Source organism: Pseudoalteromonas sp. 13-15, from assembly GCF_001468205.2.
GTDB lineage: Bacteria > Pseudomonadota > Gammaproteobacteria > Enterobacterales > Alteromonadaceae > Pseudoalteromonas > Pseudoalteromonas marina.
The window spans coordinates 881,755-899,245 of the sequence record NZ_CP019162.1; the positions used below are offsets into that span (position 1 = coordinate 881,755).

Annotated in this window: 15 protein-coding genes and 1 tRNA gene; 7 read left to right on the forward strand and 9 right to left on the reverse strand. The window is 38.8% G+C overall.

What is annotated here, in order from left to right:
* Nucleotides 1-88: 88 nt before the first annotated feature.
* The 3 genes from aroA to gyrA all read right to left on the reverse strand — a co-directional run bounded on the left by aroA (nt 89) and on the right by gyrA (nt 5,265).
* Entirely contained in the window at nt 89-1,366 is a 1,278-nt protein-coding gene (gene aroA, locus ATS72_RS04140) for a 3-phosphoshikimate 1-carboxyvinyltransferase (protein ID WP_006794442.1), read from the reverse strand.
* On the reverse strand, nt 1,366-2,448 hold the full coding sequence (gene serC / locus ATS72_RS04145) for a 3-phosphoserine/phosphohydroxythreonine transaminase (protein ID WP_008132955.1): 1,083 nt from the start codon (nt 2,446-2,448) through the stop codon (nt 1,366-1,368). The genes aroA and serC overlap by 1 nt, the downstream gene beginning before the upstream one ends.
* 117 nt (nt 2,449-2,565) lie before the next feature.
* Entirely contained in the window at nt 2,566-5,265 is a 2,700-nt protein-coding gene (gene gyrA / locus ATS72_RS04150; protein ID WP_008132953.1) for a DNA topoisomerase (ATP-hydrolyzing) subunit A, read from the reverse strand.
* A gap of 177 nt (nt 5,266-5,442) precedes the next feature.
* Here gyrA and ubiG point away from each other — a divergent pair, with 177 nt between their 5' ends.
* The 5 genes from ubiG to yfaE all read left to right on the forward strand — a co-directional run bounded on the left by ubiG (nt 5,443) and on the right by yfaE (nt 10,996).
* Nucleotides 5,443-6,153, forward strand: a complete 711-nt coding sequence (ubiG, locus tag ATS72_RS04155) for a bifunctional 2-polyprenyl-6-hydroxyphenol methylase/3-demethylubiquinol 3-O-methyltransferase UbiG (RefSeq protein WP_010557415.1) — start codon at nt 5,443-5,445, stop codon at nt 6,151-6,153.
* On the forward strand, nt 6,153-6,833 hold the full coding sequence (locus ATS72_RS04160; protein ID WP_058428941.1) for an HAD-IA family hydrolase: 681 nt from the start codon (nt 6,153-6,155) through the stop codon (nt 6,831-6,833). Before ubiG ends, ATS72_RS04160 begins: the two co-directional genes overlap by 1 nt.
* A gap of 412 nt (nt 6,834-7,245) precedes the next feature.
* A complete protein-coding gene (gene nrdA, locus ATS72_RS04165) occupies nt 7,246-9,528 on the forward strand; it encodes a class 1a ribonucleoside-diphosphate reductase subunit alpha (RefSeq protein ID WP_058428942.1) in 2,283 nt (760 codons plus the stop codon).
* Nucleotides 9,529-9,593: 65 nt separating this feature from the next.
* Complete coding sequence (nrdB, locus tag ATS72_RS04170; protein ID WP_006794448.1) at nt 9,594-10,724, forward strand: class Ia ribonucleoside-diphosphate reductase subunit beta; 1,131 nt, start codon at nt 9,594-9,596, stop codon at nt 10,722-10,724.
* Complete coding sequence (gene yfaE / locus ATS72_RS04175) at nt 10,724-10,996, forward strand: class I ribonucleotide reductase maintenance protein YfaE (RefSeq protein WP_010557418.1); 273 nt, start codon at nt 10,724-10,726, stop codon at nt 10,994-10,996. Before nrdB ends, yfaE begins: the two co-directional genes overlap by 1 nt.
* Nucleotides 10,997-11,023: 27 nt before the next feature.
* Here the strand turns inward: yfaE and ATS72_RS04180 are convergent, their stop codons facing one another.
* Nucleotides 11,024-11,623: a DUF1287 domain-containing protein gene (locus tag ATS72_RS04180; RefSeq protein WP_058428943.1), complete on the reverse strand. Its 600-nt coding sequence runs from the start codon at nt 11,621-11,623 to the stop codon at nt 11,024-11,026.
* A gap of 38 nt (nt 11,624-11,661) precedes the next feature.
* Nucleotides 11,662-12,090 carry a hypothetical protein gene (locus tag ATS72_RS04185; protein WP_039036914.1) on the reverse strand — a complete coding sequence of 143 codons (429 nt, stop codon included), beginning with the start codon at nt 12,088-12,090 and terminating at the stop codon, nt 11,662-11,664.
* 357 nt (nt 12,091-12,447) lie between these two features.
* Here ATS72_RS04185 and ATS72_RS04190 point away from each other — a divergent pair, with 357 nt between their 5' ends.
* Together ATS72_RS04190 and ATS72_RS04195 are read left to right on the forward strand one after the other, a co-directional pair.
* Nucleotides 12,448-12,834 (forward strand): YkgJ family cysteine cluster protein, encoded by a 387-nt coding sequence (locus ATS72_RS04190; protein ID WP_006794452.1) that lies wholly within the window; start codon nt 12,448-12,450, stop codon nt 12,832-12,834.
* Nucleotides 12,835-12,974: 140 nt separating this feature from the next.
* Nucleotides 12,975-15,359: a TonB-dependent receptor gene (locus tag ATS72_RS04195; protein ID WP_058428944.1), complete on the forward strand. Its 2,385-nt coding sequence runs from the start codon at nt 12,975-12,977 to the stop codon at nt 15,357-15,359.
* 223 nt (nt 15,360-15,582) lie between these two features.
* On the opposite strand, the gene ATS72_RS04200 is transcribed toward ATS72_RS04195, so the two are convergent.
* The 4 genes from ATS72_RS04200 to ATS72_RS04215 form a co-directional block, all read right to left on the reverse strand.
* Entirely contained in the window at nt 15,583-16,203 is a 621-nt protein-coding gene (locus ATS72_RS04200; protein ID WP_006794455.1) for an FKBP-type peptidyl-prolyl cis-trans isomerase, read from the reverse strand.
* 69 nt (nt 16,204-16,272) lie between these two features.
* Nucleotides 16,273-16,659 carry a hypothetical protein gene (locus tag ATS72_RS04205; RefSeq protein ID WP_039036912.1) on the reverse strand — a complete coding sequence of 129 codons (387 nt, stop codon included), beginning with the start codon at nt 16,657-16,659 and terminating at the stop codon, nt 16,273-16,275.
* A gap of 51 nt (nt 16,660-16,710) precedes the next feature.
* Nucleotides 16,711-16,801 (reverse strand) — tRNA-Ser (locus ATS72_RS04210).
* A 124-nt stretch (nt 16,802-16,925) separates the two neighbouring features.
* The gene (locus tag ATS72_RS04215; protein WP_006794457.1) at nt 16,926-17,303 is read right to left on the reverse strand and encodes a hypothetical protein; all 378 of its coding nucleotides are present in this window, start codon (nt 17,301-17,303) and stop codon (nt 16,926-16,928) included.
* Nucleotides 17,304-17,491 lie beyond the last annotated feature (188 nt).

Below are 17,491 nucleotides of genomic sequence, written 5' to 3' on the forward strand. Positions count from 1 at the left end.
ACACCTAAATAAACCGCGACATTATACGTCAGTTATTAAAATATATCTGCTATTAGTGTGTAACTTTTTATAAATAGTTATAAAAAGCCTATTCACTCACCGATGCTAATACATTGAAAAACGTAGGAAATGTTTTATAGGTACACTTAGGGTCATTGATTGTTATAGGCTTTCCGCCCACTGCAACCATGGCAAAACACATAGCAATCCGGTGATCATCGTAAGTATCAATAGCGACATCGTTAAATGTTAATGGCGGAGTTATTTCAATAAAATCCTCCCCCTCAACAACTTTTGCACCTACTTTACGAAGTTCTGTACTCATAGCGTAAAGACGGTCTGTTTCTTTTACACGCCAATTATAAATATTACGAATAGCTGTAGGACCTTTAGCAAATAAAGCAACGGTAGCCAACGTCATTGCAGCATCTGGAATGGCATTGGCGTCTATGTCGACCCCTTTTAACTCGCCTTTCCTCACAACTAAACGTTCATCGTACCAATCGATTTGTGCACCGACTTGTTCCATCACCTTCGCAAAGCCAATATCACCCTGAACCGATTTAGCACCCACACCTTTAATTTCAATCTCGCCACCAGCAATGGCTGCGGCTGCAACAAAATAAGAAGCCGATGATGCGTCACCTTCAACCATTATGCGTTCAGGTGATTGATACTGTTGGCCACCTTTTACTTTAAATAGTGAATAGTCTGAATGTTCAACGGTAATACCAAAACGCGCCATAACCCCTAAAGTAATATCAATATATGGCTTAGACACTAATGTGCCTTTAATTGTAATTTGCGTATCACCACTGAATAATGGAGCTGCCATTAATAAAGCGGTTAAAAATTGACTTGAAATACTGCCATCAATTTCAACTTCGCCACCATTAATTTGCCCACCAACAATTTTAAGCGGTGGATAGTCTTTGTGCTTTGTATAGGTAATATCACCACCAAGGGCTTGAAGCGCATCAACTAAGTGCCCTATTGGGCGCTCTTCCATACGTGGCTCACCGACTAACTCATATTCACCTTTAACAGCAGCTAAAACAGCTGTTAACGGACGATATGCTGTACCCGCATTACCTAAAAATAAAGGTTTATTAGGTTTTTTGAACTCACCACCAACACCATGAACAGTTGCAACTGTTCGGTCTTCATTAAGTGTTACTGTTACACCTAAAAGCTCTAGTGCTCCCAACATGTGACGAATATCATCACTATCGAGTAAGTTCTCTACTACTGTTGTTCCGTTAGCCAGAGCAGCCAGCAGTAAAATACGATTAGATAAACTTTTTGACCCTGGTAATGTCACAGAGCCGTTAACACGCGATATTGGTTCTAAACGAAGTTGCTCCATTAGCTATTCTCCTTCGCAAAAGCTGCCATGAAATCAACAAGCGCTTGTACGCCTTCAAGTGGCATTGCGTTATAAATACTTGCGCGCATACCGCCTACTATTCTGTGCCCTTCAAGCGCTAATAAACCAGCTTCTTTAGATTGTGATACAAACTTTTCATTTAAGCTTTCGTCATTAAGCCAAAATGGGACGTTCATACGTGAGCGGCAATGCTTGGCTACTTTATTTGAATAAAAAGGAGACTCATCAATAAAATTATAAAGAAGTTCAGCCTTAGCGATATTCTGGGCTTCCATCGCTTTTACACCACCTTGGGCTTCTAACCATTCAAACACTTCTGCAGCTAAGTACCATGCAAATGTGGGTGGTGTATTAAACATACTGCCCTGCTTCGCTTCGAGTGCATAATCTAAAATACCAGGCTTAGCTAAACCTTCACGATCAAGTAATGTTTTGCGCACAATAACGATAGCGATACCTGATGGACCGATATTTTTTTGCGCACCAGCGTAAATTAAATCAAATTTATCTACATCAATTTCGCGCGATAAAATCGTTGACGACATATCAGCAACAATTGGTGCCGTTGGATGACTTGGCACCTCAAAAATTTCTAAGCCATCTACGGTTTCGTTCGGACAATAATGAATATATGAGGCATCTGCAGGTAAAACCCAATCAGCTACATTTTTAATTGAGAATTTTCCATCTGCATCGTTACGTACATCAACACTGGTTGTTGAAGTAAACTTGTTAGCTTCGTCTGTCGCGCTTTTAGACCACACACCATTTTCGCAGTAGATAGCTTTTTTATCTGCTTGATGAAGATTGAGGGGCACTGCACTAAACTGACCGCGACCACCACCATGCATAAATAAAACTTCAAATTCATCACTAATATTCATTAAGCGTCTTAAGCTTGCTTCACATTTTGCAGTTAATGCCAAAAATTCTTTACTACGGTGGCTAATTTCCATTACAGAAACGCCCATGTCTTGCCAATCTAAGAATTCTTTTTGTGCTTTTTGCATTACCGCTTGCGGAAGCATAGCCGGCCCTGCACAAAAATTATATTTACTCATTACCTTTGCCTCATTCCAGTAATTTATACACTCAACATGAAAATATTAAATCCACGCTGTATTAATTTTTTTCAACAACATTAAAAAAAGCGGCCAAGGCCGCTTTTTCAATCTCAATTATTCTGAAGGAGGATTATCATCCACGACTTCATCTATAACTGTATCAACTGTTTCCACGTCTTCAGTATTGATTAAGTCACTTTCTGTAACTTCAATTTCTTCTATACGTTGTAAACCAACTACTTGCTCTTCGTCAATAGTTCTGATCAAAATAACACCTTGTGTGTTACGACCAACTGTTGAAACTTCGTTCACACGAGTACGCACTAACGTTCCGCGATTTGAAATAAGCATTATTTCGTCGTTGTCATCAACTTGAACAGCACCTACTACAGCACCATTACGCTCACTCACCTTAATTGATACAACACCTTGTGTTGCACGACTCTTAGATGGGTAATCTTCAAGTTGAGTTCGTTTACCATAACCATTTTCAGTTACAGTCAATATTGCGCCATCAGTTTTTGGCACGATGAGCGATACAACACGTTGCTCGTCGGTCATTTTAATACCGCGTACACCCGTTGCCGTTCTGCCCATTGGACGAACACCCTTGAAACGAATTTCTGGGTTACCTTCTTCGTCTAATACTGGGTTTCCATTTTCATCAACAACAGCAGATTCTTCAGCTTCTTTAAAGCGGACAACCTTACCCGCATCGGTAAACAACATTATTTCGTTGGTACCATCAGTAATATCAACACCAATTAAGCTATCACCCTCGTTTAGGTTAACGGCAATAATTCCGCTAGCACGTTGACGGCTGTAGGCTGTTAAAGGTGTTTTCTTCACTGTACCAAATGCTGTTGCCATAAAGATGTATTTATCTTCTTCGTACTCACGTACTGGCAGTATAGCGGTAATACGTTCGTCAGCTTCTAAAGGTAATAAGTTTACAATTGGCTTACCGCGTGCTGCACGACTTGCTAGTGGTAATTGATATACTTTTAACCAATATAAACGCCCTGCTGTAGAGAAACATAAAATAGTATCATGGGTGTTTGCAACTAATAAACGCTCAATAAAATCTTCGTCTTTCATTTTTGTTGCAGATTTACCTTTACCACCACGACGCTGCGCTTCGTAATCAGACAACGCCTGATACTTAACATAGCCTTCGTGAGAAAGTGTAACCACAACATTTTCTTCAGTTATTAGGTCTTCAAGGCTGATATCATGCGCGGCTGCATTGATTTCAGTACGGCGTTCATCACCATATTGCGCCTTAATTTCAACTAACTCGTCACGAATTACTTCCATTAAGCGCTCTGGGCTTGCCAGTATGTGTAACAATTCAGCAATTAAATCAAGCAGTGTTTGGTATTCACTTAAGATTTTTTCGTGTTCAAGGCCTGTTAGCTTGTGTAATCGCAAGTCAAGAATCGCTTGAGCTTGTTGCTCAGAAATAAAATATTGGCCGTCGCGTATACCTAAATCATCAGCTAACCAATCTGGGCGAGCAACGTTAGCCTCACCTGCTTTTTCAAGCATTGCTTTAACATTACCTAATTCCCACGAACGTGCAGTTAACGCTATTTTTGCTTCTGCAGGTGTTGGAGACTTACGAATAAGTTCAATAATTGGGTCAATGTTGGCAAGTGCAATTGCTAAACCTTCTAGCATGTGAGCACGGTCGCGCGCTTTACGTAAATCAAATACTGTACGACGAGTTACTACTTCACGACGGTGAATAATAAACTCTTCAAGCATTTCTTTTAAATTAAAACACTTAGGCTGGTTATTGATGAGTGCAACCATGTTCATACCAAACACTGTTTGTAACTGTGTTTGTGCATATAGGTTGTTTAGAATCACTTCACCTACGTCACCACGCTTTATCTCAATAACGATACGCATACCGTCTTTATCTGATTCATCACGTAGTGCACTAATGCCTTCAATTTTTTTATCTTTAACAAGCTCCGCTATTTTTTCAATTAAGCGTGCTTTGTTAACTTGATAAGGGATTTCATGAACAATAATTGTTTCACGACCCGTTTTTTCGTCTGTTTCGATGTCAGCACGTGCACGCATGTACACTTTGCCACGACCCGTTTGATACGCTTGTTCAATCCCTTTTTTACCGTTAATGATTGCGGCTGTAGGGAAATCTGGACCAGGAATGTAATCCATTAACTCAGTTATGGTTAAATCTGGATTAACAATTAATGCTAAACAACCATTGATAACTTCAGTTAAGTTATGTGGTGGGATGTTTGTTGCCATACCTACAGCAATACCAGAAGAACCATTTACAAGTAAGTTAGGTACCTTAGTTGGTAAAACGTCAGGAATTTGCTCTGTGCCATCGTAGTTAGGAACGAAGTCAACCGTTTCTTTCTCAAGATCCGCTAATAACTCATGAGACATTTTAGCCATACGTACTTCGGTGTAACGCATAGCAGCAGCTGAATCACCATCAACAGAACCAAAGTTACCCTGGCCGTCTACAAGCATATAACGAAGTGAGAATGGCTGTGCCATACGAACTATCGTGTCATAAACTGCGCTATCGCCGTGTGGGTGGTATTTACCGATTACATCACCGACAACACGTGCCGACTTTTTGTAAGGCTTGTTCCAATCATTACTAAGCTCGTTCATTGCAAACAAAACGCGGCGGTGAACTGGCTTTAAGCCATCACGTACGTCTGGTAATGCACGTCCTACAATTACACTCATTGCGTAATCTAAGTAGGAGTTTTTTAACTCGTCTTCAATATTGACTGGCAGAATTTCATTGGCGAGATCAGTCATTTGATATCACATTCCTTCAGTAGCAGCTCTTAATAACCCAGTATTAGGTTTTAAAGAGTATTGTTATTATTACTAACAGACATGCTATCACAATTAATTTTAATTTACAGGCGCAAAACTTTGCGATTTATCAATTTAGGCCTATATAATGGCCTCAGATTGACGAGGAAGTATTTTATGACCGAACATCAAAATGTAGATCACGCAGAAATAGCAAAGTTTGAAGCCATCGCAGAGCGTTGGTGGGATTTAGAGGGTGAGTTTAAACCTCTTCACGAAATTAATCCGTTACGCCTAGATTTTATTGCAAATAAAACGCAAGGTTTATTTGATAAAGAAACACTCGATGTTGGCTGTGGTGGGGGTATTTTAAGCCAAAGTATGGCACGTATGGGGGCAAAGGTAACAGGTATTGATATGGGACAAGAGCCTTTGACTGTCGCTAAATTACACAGCCTAGAAACGGGTGTTAATGTAGATTACATAAAAATACCCGCAGAACAGTTTGCTGAAGAACACCCTGAACGATTTGACGTTGTTACCTGTATGGAAATGCTCGAACACGTTCCAGACCCTGCTTCAATTATTCACGCCGTTGCCAAACTTGCAAAACCTGGCGCTGATGTTTTTTTCTCTACCCTCAATAAAACACCGAAAGCCTACTTGTACGCAATTGTAGGTGCTGAAAAACTATTAAAAATGGTTCCAGAGGGAACTCACGATCACAAAAAGTTTATTAAACCGGCGCAGCTAATTGCGTGGGCCGAGCAAGCGGGCTTAAAAGTACGTGCAAGCTCAGGACTTTCGTATAACCCCTTCTCTAAACAATACACACTTAATAATGATGTTAGTGTTAATTATATCCTTCATTTTGAGAAGTTGGTGTAATGAAGAGCGCAGGTTCATCATTAGAACTTTATCAATATGATGCGTTTTTGTTTGATTTAGACGGCACCTTACTCGACACAGCTGACGATTTAGGCGCTGCACTTAATAGTGTATTACGAGCAAATCAAATTGCCGAAGTAACAAGCGAAATATATCGCCCAGCGGCTTCTAATGGTGCGGCAGCTTTATTGGAAGCGGGTTTTAAAGAGTTGTGGCCCTCTCTTGCACAAGCACAGTTGATAAAGCAATTGGTCGATAGCTATGCCCAAAACATTGCGAAATACACCCAATGCTTTGCCGGTATTGAACCACTACTGATCTCACTTGATCACAAAAAGATCAAATGGGGGATCATGACAAACAAGCCTGGCTTTTTAACTGAGCCGCTTGTCACTGCGATCCCCGCTTTAAAAAATGCGGCAGTTGTTATTAGCGGTGATACGCTTGGAGAAGCCAAACCCTCTCCTCTACCTTTACTTCATTGCGCAAAACTAATGGACGTAATACCAGCTCGCTGTTTATACATTGGTGATGCCGAGCGAGACATTCAAGCGGGTAAAGCAGCAGGTATGCCTACAGCTACTGCTCTGTGGGGGTACATTCCAAGCGATGCAGAAGCACTTACTTGGAAAGCTGATTTTAACTGGCGTAGCCCTATTGACGCATTTAACCATATATAGTGCCCATTTTAGATATAAACACTATATATTGTGATTGTGTTAGTTTTTACGCAAAGCTTGATGATAAAAAAAGCAGCCGAAATTTATTTTCAAAATGTGTAAATTTAGTCGATCCTGAGTTGATTTTTAAAAATTTCAACTTCAATGAATGATCAAAGGTTAATGCCTACTAACACAAATACGTTATCCCAACGTTATCCACAAATAGGGGCAATTATGCCCCTTGCAAATCAACTCAGACCACACTATCTTGTGATCTCTAAATTGAACAACACCAGATATTGTGGCCAAATGTTATTCAATTAAATTTACCTCATTGGGTAAAACTTATAAAAAATGAGCACTACTTCTCTTTTTGAGACGTACAACATTGGTCAAAAATACATTATCCCCAAGGAATACAGGCAAAGCTATGAACCAACAGTTATCTGTAAGCAAACGTGACGGGCGCAAAGAGCCTCTTGATCTTGATAAGATCCATCGCGTTATAGAATGGGCCGCCGAAGGTTTAAATAACGTTTCGGTTTCACAGGTTGAATTAAAGTCACATATTCAATTTTATGATGGTATTCGTACAAAAGATATTCACGAAACGATTATCAAAGCGGCTGCCGATCAGATTTCTAAAGAATCACCTGATTACCAGTATCTTGCTGCACGTTTAGCTGTATTCCACTTACGTAAAAAAGCATACGGTCAATTCGAACCTCCGCGTTTATTTGACCACGTAACAAAAATGGTGAGTGATAAACGTTACGATGCTCACTTACTTGCTGATTATACAGAGCAAGAATTTGACGAATTAGACGAATACCTTGACCACTCACGCGATCTTAATTTTAGTTACGCTGCAGTTAAGCAATTAGAAGGTAAATACCTAGTTCAAAACCGTGTAACGGGTGAGATTTATGAAAGCGCACAGTTTTTATATATTTTAGTGGCTGCAAGCTTATTTGCAGATTACCCACGAGAAACACGAGTTTCATATATAAAACGTTTTTACGACGCGGTATCGTTATTTAAAATTTCATTGCCTACGCCAATCATGGCTGGTGTACGTACGCCTACTCGTCAATTTAGCTCTTGCGTACTTATTGAATGTGGCGACAGCCTTGATTCAATCAATGCAACGTCGTCAGCTATTGTAAAATATGTTTCTCAGCGTGCTGGTATCGGTATTAATGCTGGTCGTATCCGTGCATTAGGAAGCCATATCCGTAATGGCGAAGCATACCACACAGGTTGTATCCCTTTTTACAAGCACTTTCAAACAGCTGTTAAGAGTTGTTCGCAAGGTGGTGTTCGCGGCGGCGCAGCAACCCTATTCTACCCGCTATGGCATTTAGAAGTAGAGAACCTTTTAGTTCTTAAAAATAACCGTGGTGTTGATGACAACCGTGTTCGTCATTTAGATTACGGCGTACAGTTTAATAAGTTAATGTATTCTCGTTTGATTAAAGACGATTACATCACGTTATTTAGTCCATCAGACGTGCCAGGTCTTTACGATGCGTTTTTTGAAGATCAAGACGAATTTGATGCGTTATATGTTAAATACGAACAAGACGAGTCAATTCGTAAAAAGCGTATTAAAGCCATTGAATTGTTCTCTGTGTTTGCTCAAGAGCGTGCAAGTACTGGCCGCATATACTTACAGAATGTAGATCACTGTAATACACATAGCCCGTTTATAGCGAAAGTTGCGCCAATACGTCAGTCTAACTTGTGTTTAGAAATTGCATTACCGACTAAACCACTTAACAACGTTAACGACGAAGAAGGCGAAATTGCATTATGTACATTGTCTGCTTTCAACCTAGGTGCGCTTGAGTCTCTAGATGAACTAGAAGAGCTTGCGGAGCTAGCAGTACGTGCACTCGATAACTTACTCGACTTCCAAGACTACCCAGTACCAGCTGCCAAAAACGCAACAATGGGACGTCGTACGTTAGGAATAGGTGTAATCAACTATGCCTACTACTTAGCTAAAAATGGTAAGCGTTATTCAGACGGCAGTGCAAATGCACTAACACATAAAACATTCGAAGCTATTCAATACTACTTGATGAAAGCGTCAAACGAACTTGCAAAAGAACGTGGTGCATGTCCTAAGTTTAACGAAACAACGTATTCTCAAGGTATTATGCCTACAGATACGTATAAAACAGACTTAGATAAAATTTGTGATGAGCCACTGCACCTTCATTGGGATGCACTGCGTAAGAGCATACAAGAACACGGTATGCGTAACTCAACACTAAGCGCATTAATGCCATCAGAAACGTCATCGCAAATCTCGAACGCAACAAATGGTATCGAGCCGCCACGCGGTCACATTAGTGTTAAAGCAAGTAAAGATGGTATTTTAAAACAAGTTGTACCTGAGTACGAACGTTTGAAAGACAACTATGAGTTACTTTGGGACATTCCTTCTAATGATGGTTACTTACAGCTTGTCGGTATCATGCAAAAATTTGTTGACCAAACTATTTCTGCAAACACAAATTATGATCCAAATAAATTTGAAGGCGGTAAAGTACCTATGAAAGTCTTATTAAAAGACTTACTTAGCGCCTACAAATTGGGGGTCAAAACGTTGTATTACCATAATACCCGTGATGGCGCATCTGATGCACAAGACGACACTCCAGAAGTGGAAGATGACGATTGTGCAGGCGGCGCGTGTAAAATATAGTCGTTAATTTTATCTTAAGCGGGCATGCAGCCCGCTTTGTTCTGATAGTTTTTTGAGTGATAAACATGTCTTATACTACTTTTAGTCGTAATCATAATAACCAAATGCAAGAGCCAATGTTTTTTGGCCAGACCGTTAACGTATCGCGTTACGATCAACAAAAATATCCTATTTTTGAAAAGTTAATTGAAAAGCAACTGTCTTTCTTTTGGCGACCAGAAGAAGTAGATGTAAGTAAAGACCGTTTAGATTTTCAGGCGCTACCAGAGCATGAAAAGCACATATTTTTAAGTAACTTAAAATATCAAACACTGCTTGATAGTGTACAAGGCCGCTCTCCTAACGTTGCGCTACTACCTATCGTGTCTATCCCAGAACTTGAAACCTGGATAGAAACGTGGGCATTTAGTGAAACAATTCACAGCCGTTCATACACCCACATTATTCGTAACGTAACACAATCACCAGAGCTTATTTTTGATGACATCGTTAGCAACGATAAAATTAGCGAGCGCGCTGATGCAGTAACAACTTATTACGATGATTTAATTAACTCTGTTTCACTTTACAACCTTTACGGTGAAGGCAAGCATGAAATCAACGGTAAAACAGTGGTTGTAAACTTATTCGAGCTGAAAAAGAAACTTTACCTCGCTATGATGTCGGTAAACATTCTTGAAGCAATTCGTTTTTATGTCAGCTTTGCTTGTTCATTTGCATTTGCTGAGCGTGAACTTATGGAAGGTAACGCTAAGATAATTAAACTAATTGCACGTGACGAAGCACTTCATCTTTCGGGTACACAGCATATTTTAAATATCATGCAAGACGGTAAAGACGACCCAGAAATGGCAATCGTTGCAGCTCAATGTCGCGATGAAGCAATTAAAATGTTTGTACAAGCTGCTGAGCAAGAGAAAGAATGGGCAGAGTACCTATTCAAAGATGGCTCTATGATTGGCTTAAACAAGCATATTTTATGTCAGTATGTTGAATATATTACTAACGCACGTATGACTGCTATTGGTTTGCCAGCCCAATTTGAAAACAATAGTAACCCTATCCCATGGATCAACTCATGGTTAGTGTCTGATAATGTTCAGGTTGCGCCACAAGAGGCAGAAATTAGTTCATACCTTGTAGGTCAAATAGATTCTCAAGTTGATGCTGCTGAATTTGGTGATTTTGACTTATAATGAATAACGAAACGACTGCAAGTGTTACACTTGCAGAAAACAGCCAGCGCATTGAATATAGCCCTGGCTGCCCTTCTCTTTTACACTGCTTAGAATCTCAAAAAATAGACGTTGCTTATCAATGTCGTGAAGGCTACTGCGGTGCTTGCAGAGCAACTTTAGTATCTGGCAATGTTAAATATAATGAAGAGCCACTCGCGTTTGTTCGTGATGGTGAAATACTTTTATGCTGTAGCAAGCCAAACGGCAATATAAGTATTAATCTAAAATAATTAATAGCTTTATAGCAGCACCCATCTTTACTGGGCATTATAATGTTTATTAGTAAAACGATAATGACCAGTGATCTTATAATCAAATAGCATTTCGCTTATTTCTGGTCCTCGCCCTATATTATGTACAATTTGAACATTCTCGGCGCTGTTTAAAGCTTCAGTAACAACCATGCCTATATGGGGTAAGTTACCGGGTAACATCCAAGTAACTATATCACCAACTTTATAATCACGTGAGTTACTTGAAATAGCTAACTCTGTGCCTTTCCTCTTAAAAAATACTTGAAGGTTAGGTACACGCCTGTGATCAATATTTTTATCTGGTTTTTTTAAACCCCAAATTCGCTCAGACGGATACATCACAAAATTTGCTCGAATATCTTCATGTACTCTTTGTTGTAAATCCACACCCAATTGGCGGTAAGCACGAATAATAACATCGGTACACACACCAATATTACTTGGTACATCACCACCGGGATAGGTCATTGAATAATAACTGCCGTCATAAGTAATATTGTGTGTTGTTCTTTCAATCAGTGCTGCGGATATTTGCTGTTTGAAAGAGTTACCAAGCGAACAAAAAGGTAAAAACGTAAATAAATATAAACTGTATTTAAACATAATCATCCTTTTAAAAACGCTATACGCCAAAGCTTTAATTAGCCTTCTTCTTCAACAAGTGACTCTAACAAGTCATGAATCTCTGCTTTAAGTTCTTTGTCTTCTATTTTATTTGCACTGACTTTGGCACTTTGAAGATTTTTTATAGCCTCTTCTTTTTGGCCCATCTCAAGTTGTAGTGTCGCCATAGAAAAAGCAACCGACGACATATGGTCTTTATTATTAATAGCAATAGATTTTGCTAGTGCCTTCTCGTAGGTAGTAATAGCATCTTCTAACTCTTCTGTAAAATCAGCCAGTGTTTCCCACTGAACAGGATGATCTTTAGAGGTATTTTCGTTTTCTTCACAAATTGCTTTTAGTTTAGAAAAAAGTAACTCAAAGCGTTTGCGATCATTTTTATTCGCCGCACTCATTAATTCTTCAGCCAAATCATGTACCGCTTTGTATACTTTTGTATTCATCATTACGTATCACCCTTAATGTATTTATGCTTAAAATAGCAAAATATAAATTTAAATGGCTCATTAAATATGCCTTTAGGCCGATCATACAACATTAAAGTATATAGCAAACGATTTAACTACAGAGGCAGTAGTTAAAAATGTATTTTTGATGAGGTTTACTATTTTAGAGGTAGTAAAACCCTCTAAAAGACTTAACTATAGTGGATTTGTAAATATCAGAACGAAAAAGAATATTTGGTAAGCTCTTTCAGGCTATAAACTTAAATGCTTAGGGTTAATAAAAAATAATAATTTCAAACAATTTAACACGAGCTGTTAAACTAATAATTGTAAAAATTATATAAAGATGAATAAAGCATGAAAGAGTGTAACCAGTGTGGTAAATGCTGTACCAAATATGGTGGTGGTGACCTCGACGTATCATCAGAAGAAATTGAAATGTGGGCGCTCTTTAATCCCGAAATTTATCAATATGTACAAAACAATAAAATTTGGTTTGATCCGAACACAGGTGATAAATTAAATAACTGCCCTTTTTTAGCAATCGAACCTAAAAAAGATGAAGGTGCTCGCGATAAATTCATATGTAATATTTACCTAGACCGACCTGAAGATTGCCGCCAATATCCTAGCCTAATAGCCGAAATGCTACGTGACGAATGTGAAATGCTAGAGCCTACTGACTTAAAAAACCAAACACGAGCACAATACAAGCTTGATGTACTAATGATTGATAGCAGATAAAATACCAACTAGGCTGAGTGATTTATCATCATTTTTAGTTAATTAAACGCAAACACAAAAGTTATAGTATAACATTGTTGATTCGCAAATTATGAACTGTTATATTATATCACAATATGTAATCACCAAATAATTTACCAATGACAAAGTTAACATTAATTTCTTCTGCCATATTATCGGTTTTATGTACCCAATCCGCCCTAGCTGCAACAATAACAGGTAAGGTAATAAACGATAAAAATCAACCTATTGAAAACGCTTCCATTCATGTTCATGGAAAAAATCAAACTATAAAAAGTAATGAGCTTGGCGAATTCTCAATTGAAATTGACGCTAACAGCCAACTTCATATCAGTAAAGACAACTACGTAGATTCAAGAATAACGGTGACTGAATCGTCAAACAATGTCACGGTTTCACTTTTACCAACCTCGGTTGAAACCGTTGTGGTTTATGCATCTGCGCTGCACAAAAGCAGCTTAGAAATGATTTCACCGGTAAGCGTTCTGTCGGGTGATGAGTTAAGAAATAAATCTAAACCAACACTTGGCGAAACACTAAAAGGTTTACCTGGTGTTAATGCAAGCTACTTTGGCCCTGTATCCTCAAGCCCTATTATTCGAGGTTTAGATGGTCCTCGCGTTAAAATCACCCAAAACGGATTAGATGCTAGTGATGCGTCGCGCATTGGACCAGACCATGCAACCTCAAGCGACAGCTTAGCAGCTGAACAAATTGAAGTACTTCGTGGACCAAGTACACTTTTGTATGGCTCAGGTGCAATTGGTGGTGTGGTAAATGTGGTTGATAACCGTATTCCAACGAGTAATTTAGATGATTTAACCGGTGCCGCTGAGTACAGCCATGACACGGTTTCTAACTCAAATACCGTGGCCGCAAAACTAGAAACAGGAAATGACGGATTTAACTTTCATTTTGATGGGACTAAACGCAGTGGCGATGACTATGAAACGCCTACATTTACAGTAACTGACGAAGATGGCGACATAGAAACTGAAAACTCAGTAGAAAACACGTTTATTGATAGCGAAACACTAAATTTTGGTACTAGCTACGTTGGCGAGCACCTTACTGTCGGATTTTCTTACGGTAGTATAGAAACTGACTATGGAATACCTGGACATGAACATCATCATGAGCATGATCACGAAGGTGAAACTGAAGAAGAACATGTAGAACATGAGGATGAAGAAGAAGGCGAAGAAGTTGTTTTTGCTCAGCTAGAGCAAGACCGTTGGCAAGGCTTAGTCAGTTATGCGCTTCACAATAACTGGATAGAAACAATCAACCTTCGTATTGGTTATACAGACTATTCACACAGTGAAATTGAAGATGGTGAAATTGGCACCACGTTCACTAATGAAACTACCGAAGCGCGTTTAAACGTAGAACATAAATTCGCGGATTGGCATGGTATGTTAGGCTATCATTACAGCGATTCTGACTACGACGCAATTGGTGATGAAGCATTTACTCCAGCCAGTATAACAACCTCAAATGCACTTTATGTGTTAGAAGAACGCGTGTTTGGTGATGTAACTTTAGAGCTTGGTGCTCGTATTGAAGATTACAAAATTGAAAGTAATATATCTTCAGCTGAGCATCATCATGACCATGATGAAGAAGTTGAAGAAGAACATGAAGAAGAGATAATTGCCTACAGTGAAAGTTTTACTAACGTAAGTGCATCTGCAGGGGCTATTTGGCAATATACGCCAGGACAAAGTTTAGCACTGAGCCTATCTCATTCTGAGCGTGCGCCGCTTTCTGCTGAGCTGTTATCAAATGGCCTACACATTGCAACAGGTACTTACGAACTTGGCTTAGGTTACCACATCGAAGATAACGAAGCGCATTTTGAACCTGAGGACATCAAGCAAGAAAAATCAACTAACCTTGATTTAAGCTTTAGACGCTTTAGCGGAGATTTTGGTTACACTGTAAACTTTTTCTATAATGATATTAAAAATTTCTATTTCCAAGAAAATACGGGCTTGGTTTACGATGAAGAAGATGGTTTAGAATCCGCTATTGGTGCACACGACGATGCAGTAGCTGTTTACCAATTTAGAAGCAAAGATGCAGAGCTCTATGGATTTGAGTTCGATGCACACTACCAAATTACACCAAACACAATGGTTAAAGTATTTGGTGACTCTACCCGCGCTAAACTTAAAAATGATGAAAGCAACTTGCCGCGTATACCAGCAAATAAGTTAGGCTCTGAATTACAGTATGATTTAGGTAACTTGCAACTAACCCTAACTGGTACGCATTACTTCGATCAAAATGATATCACTGCGTTTGAAAGCCAAACAGATGGTTATACTTTATTTGATGCTCAAGCTAACTACCAATTAGGGTTAGGTGCTGTTGATGCTCAATTTTATATAAATGTTGATAACCTGACTGATGAGCTAGGGTTTGTTCATACCTCATTTATAAAAGATAAAGCCCCTCTTCCAGGTAGAAATATTCGCTTGGGCGTTCGCGGCTACTTTTAATCATTAACAGTTATGCTTCGAGGTTAAAGTGTTTAATTAATAACTCCCTTTTGAAACCGCATTTTTAAATGCGGTTTTTTTATATGAGTTGCTTTGTAATTGAAGTTTAGAGTTAAAAGTAACTGTTCGTATTGCCTGACAATAATTTAAGGTAATTTATAATAGGCACAAAAAAACCGCGCTATTAGTAAGCGCGGTTTTTTAACTAACTTAATAATGACTATTAAGAAAGGATTTCGTGTAGCTCAACGTCAAATACAAGCGTTGAGAAAGGTGCAATTGCAGCACCTGCACCACGTTCACCATAAGCAAGCTCATGAGGAACGTAAATACGCCATTTAGTGCCTACTGGCATCATTTGTAAAGCTTCAGTCCAACCTTTGATCACGCCACCTACTGGGAATTCAGCTGGTTGACCGCGCTCGTAAGAGCTATCAAATACTGTACCGTTAATTAATGTACCGTGGTAATCAACACGTACTGTAGACTCTGCAGTTGGCTTTTCGCCTTCACCTGTTGCTAATACTTCATATTGAAGACCAGACTCAGTAACAGTGATTTCAGGACGTTTTGCGTTTTCTTCTAAGAATGCAATACCTTCAGCAGAAAGTACTTTTGACTCTTCTTCACGACGAGCTTGAATCTCTTCGTTAACTTTTTCAAATGCAGCTTGGATCTCTGGGATCTCAACTTGAAAAGCGCTACCTGCGTACGCATCTTTCATGCCTTCAAACACTGAATTTAGGTTTAAGCCTTCAAAAGGATTAGACTTAAGTTGCTCACCCATTTGTAAGCCAATACCGTAACTTGCTTTTTCAGCATCTGTAGTAAAATTATCTGACATAATGTGTTTTTCACGTTTTGTTAGTTAAAAGACATGAGTATGCTATCACAAAATAACGCACGTTTGGTGCTAGTTTTTATTGAGTTTTACCTTTAACAGACCAACAATAAAGCAACTAAGTATCAAACTGAATAAAAATCCGGCAAGCAATGAAAAAGTTAATAAACTAGCGGTGCCGCCAATAATAATTGGTACAGCGATTAATCCAACTACACCAATAAAAACTGAGGCAACTAGGGGCCATTTTGTATCGTACTTAGTAATTAAGTGGGCCACTAAAATATTAAAACCTACACCATATGCAAACGCTGTAATTAATGGGTGTTCTGGTTGTGCATCGGCTGCCATTTTAATTAGTACGCTCATGCCGCTTTGGTAACAGTAACCAAACACGGTCCATAAAAGAATGTGTTTTAAAAGCTGTGCACTCATAGGAATAGTTGCTTTGTCTGTCATTTATCAAACCCCAGATAGCAAAAAACCGCCATAAGGCGGTTTTTTAAATAATGGTGGAGAGATAGGGATTTGAACCCTAGATAGGCTACAAACCTATGCCGGTTTTCAAGACCGGTGCATTCGACCACTCTGCCATCTCTCCGTACGGCGCGAATAATATGGGTTATCGAGATATTTGTAAAGCTTTAAATGTAAAAAAATAAAATTTAATCTAATAGCGTAAAAACTATCACTTATTCATTTTAAGATTTTAAAAATAGCGGTTACTAATAATACTGTTTAGGCCTACGCGCAATCCAAGAACACACTAAGCAAACCAATAAGCTCAATGAGAAAAAAGTAACCCCTTGAAAAATTAAATCAAAACGGTTTAAGTCGTCACTTGGCACAATGACAAACATAAAAGTAGGCAGAATACTTAACATAAGCACATAACAACACACTTTAAATGCGCGTCCAAAATCAAATCGTTTAGATTGTTGCATCCACCAAGTAAGTAATACCAATACACTGACAGCTGAACCGGCAATAAAAGGGGCTGCATTTGTACTCATTGCTACATATAACGTAACAAACGCACCTAAAAGGCCCCAAATTGACCAAGCGAGCCAGTTTTCTTTTTCACGTAAAAATAAATTTCCCATAATTTAAGTCTTCTTTATCGTTATTATTTTGAGACTCTCCATACATTATCAAAAAACAACCGATTAAAAAACAATCTGCAGAAGAATTATCAAGTTATTTAGCATCCATGCCCTTCTTGCAGTTTCTCACTGACAATTATAATCAGTGGTTAAAATTTATACTCAATTATAAGTGACCCTATATGTAT

Coding starts and splice junctions, on each gene's coding strand:
- aroA (WP_006794442.1), bottom strand. CDS start 1,366: ATGGAGCAACTTCGTTTAGAACCAATATCGCGTGTTAACGGCTCTGTG.
- serC (WP_008132955.1), bottom strand. CDS start 2,448: ATGAGTAAATATAATTTTTGTGCAGGGCCGGCTATGCTTCCGCAAGCG.
- gyrA (WP_008132953.1), bottom strand. CDS start 5,265: ATGACTGATCTCGCCAATGAAATTCTGCCAGTCAATATTGAAGACGAG.
- ubiG (WP_010557415.1), top strand. CDS start 5,443: ATGACCGAACATCAAAATGTAGATCACGCAGAAATAGCAAAGTTTGAA.
- ATS72_RS04160 (WP_058428941.1), top strand. CDS start 6,153: ATGAAGAGCGCAGGTTCATCATTAGAACTTTATCAATATGATGCGTTT.
- nrdA (WP_058428942.1), top strand. CDS start 7,246: ATGAACCAACAGTTATCTGTAAGCAAACGTGACGGGCGCAAAGAGCCT.
- nrdB (WP_006794448.1), top strand. CDS start 9,594: ATGTCTTATACTACTTTTAGTCGTAATCATAATAACCAAATGCAAGAG.
- yfaE (WP_010557418.1), top strand. CDS start 10,724: ATGAATAACGAAACGACTGCAAGTGTTACACTTGCAGAAAACAGCCAG.
- ATS72_RS04180 (WP_058428943.1), bottom strand. CDS start 11,623: ATGTTTAAATACAGTTTATATTTATTTACGTTTTTACCTTTTTGTTCG.
- ATS72_RS04185 (WP_039036914.1), bottom strand. CDS start 12,090: ATGATGAATACAAAAGTATACAAAGCGGTACATGATTTGGCTGAAGAA.
- ATS72_RS04190 (WP_006794452.1), top strand. CDS start 12,448: ATGAAAGAGTGTAACCAGTGTGGTAAATGCTGTACCAAATATGGTGGT.
- ATS72_RS04195 (WP_058428944.1), top strand. CDS start 12,975: ATGACAAAGTTAACATTAATTTCTTCTGCCATATTATCGGTTTTATGT.
- ATS72_RS04200 (WP_006794455.1), bottom strand. CDS start 16,203: ATGTCAGATAATTTTACTACAGATGCTGAAAAAGCAAGTTACGGTATT.
- ATS72_RS04205 (WP_039036912.1), bottom strand. CDS start 16,659: ATGACAGACAAAGCAACTATTCCTATGAGTGCACAGCTTTTAAAACAC.
- ATS72_RS04215 (WP_006794457.1), bottom strand. CDS start 17,303: ATGGGAAATTTATTTTTACGTGAAAAAGAAAACTGGCTCGCTTGGTCA.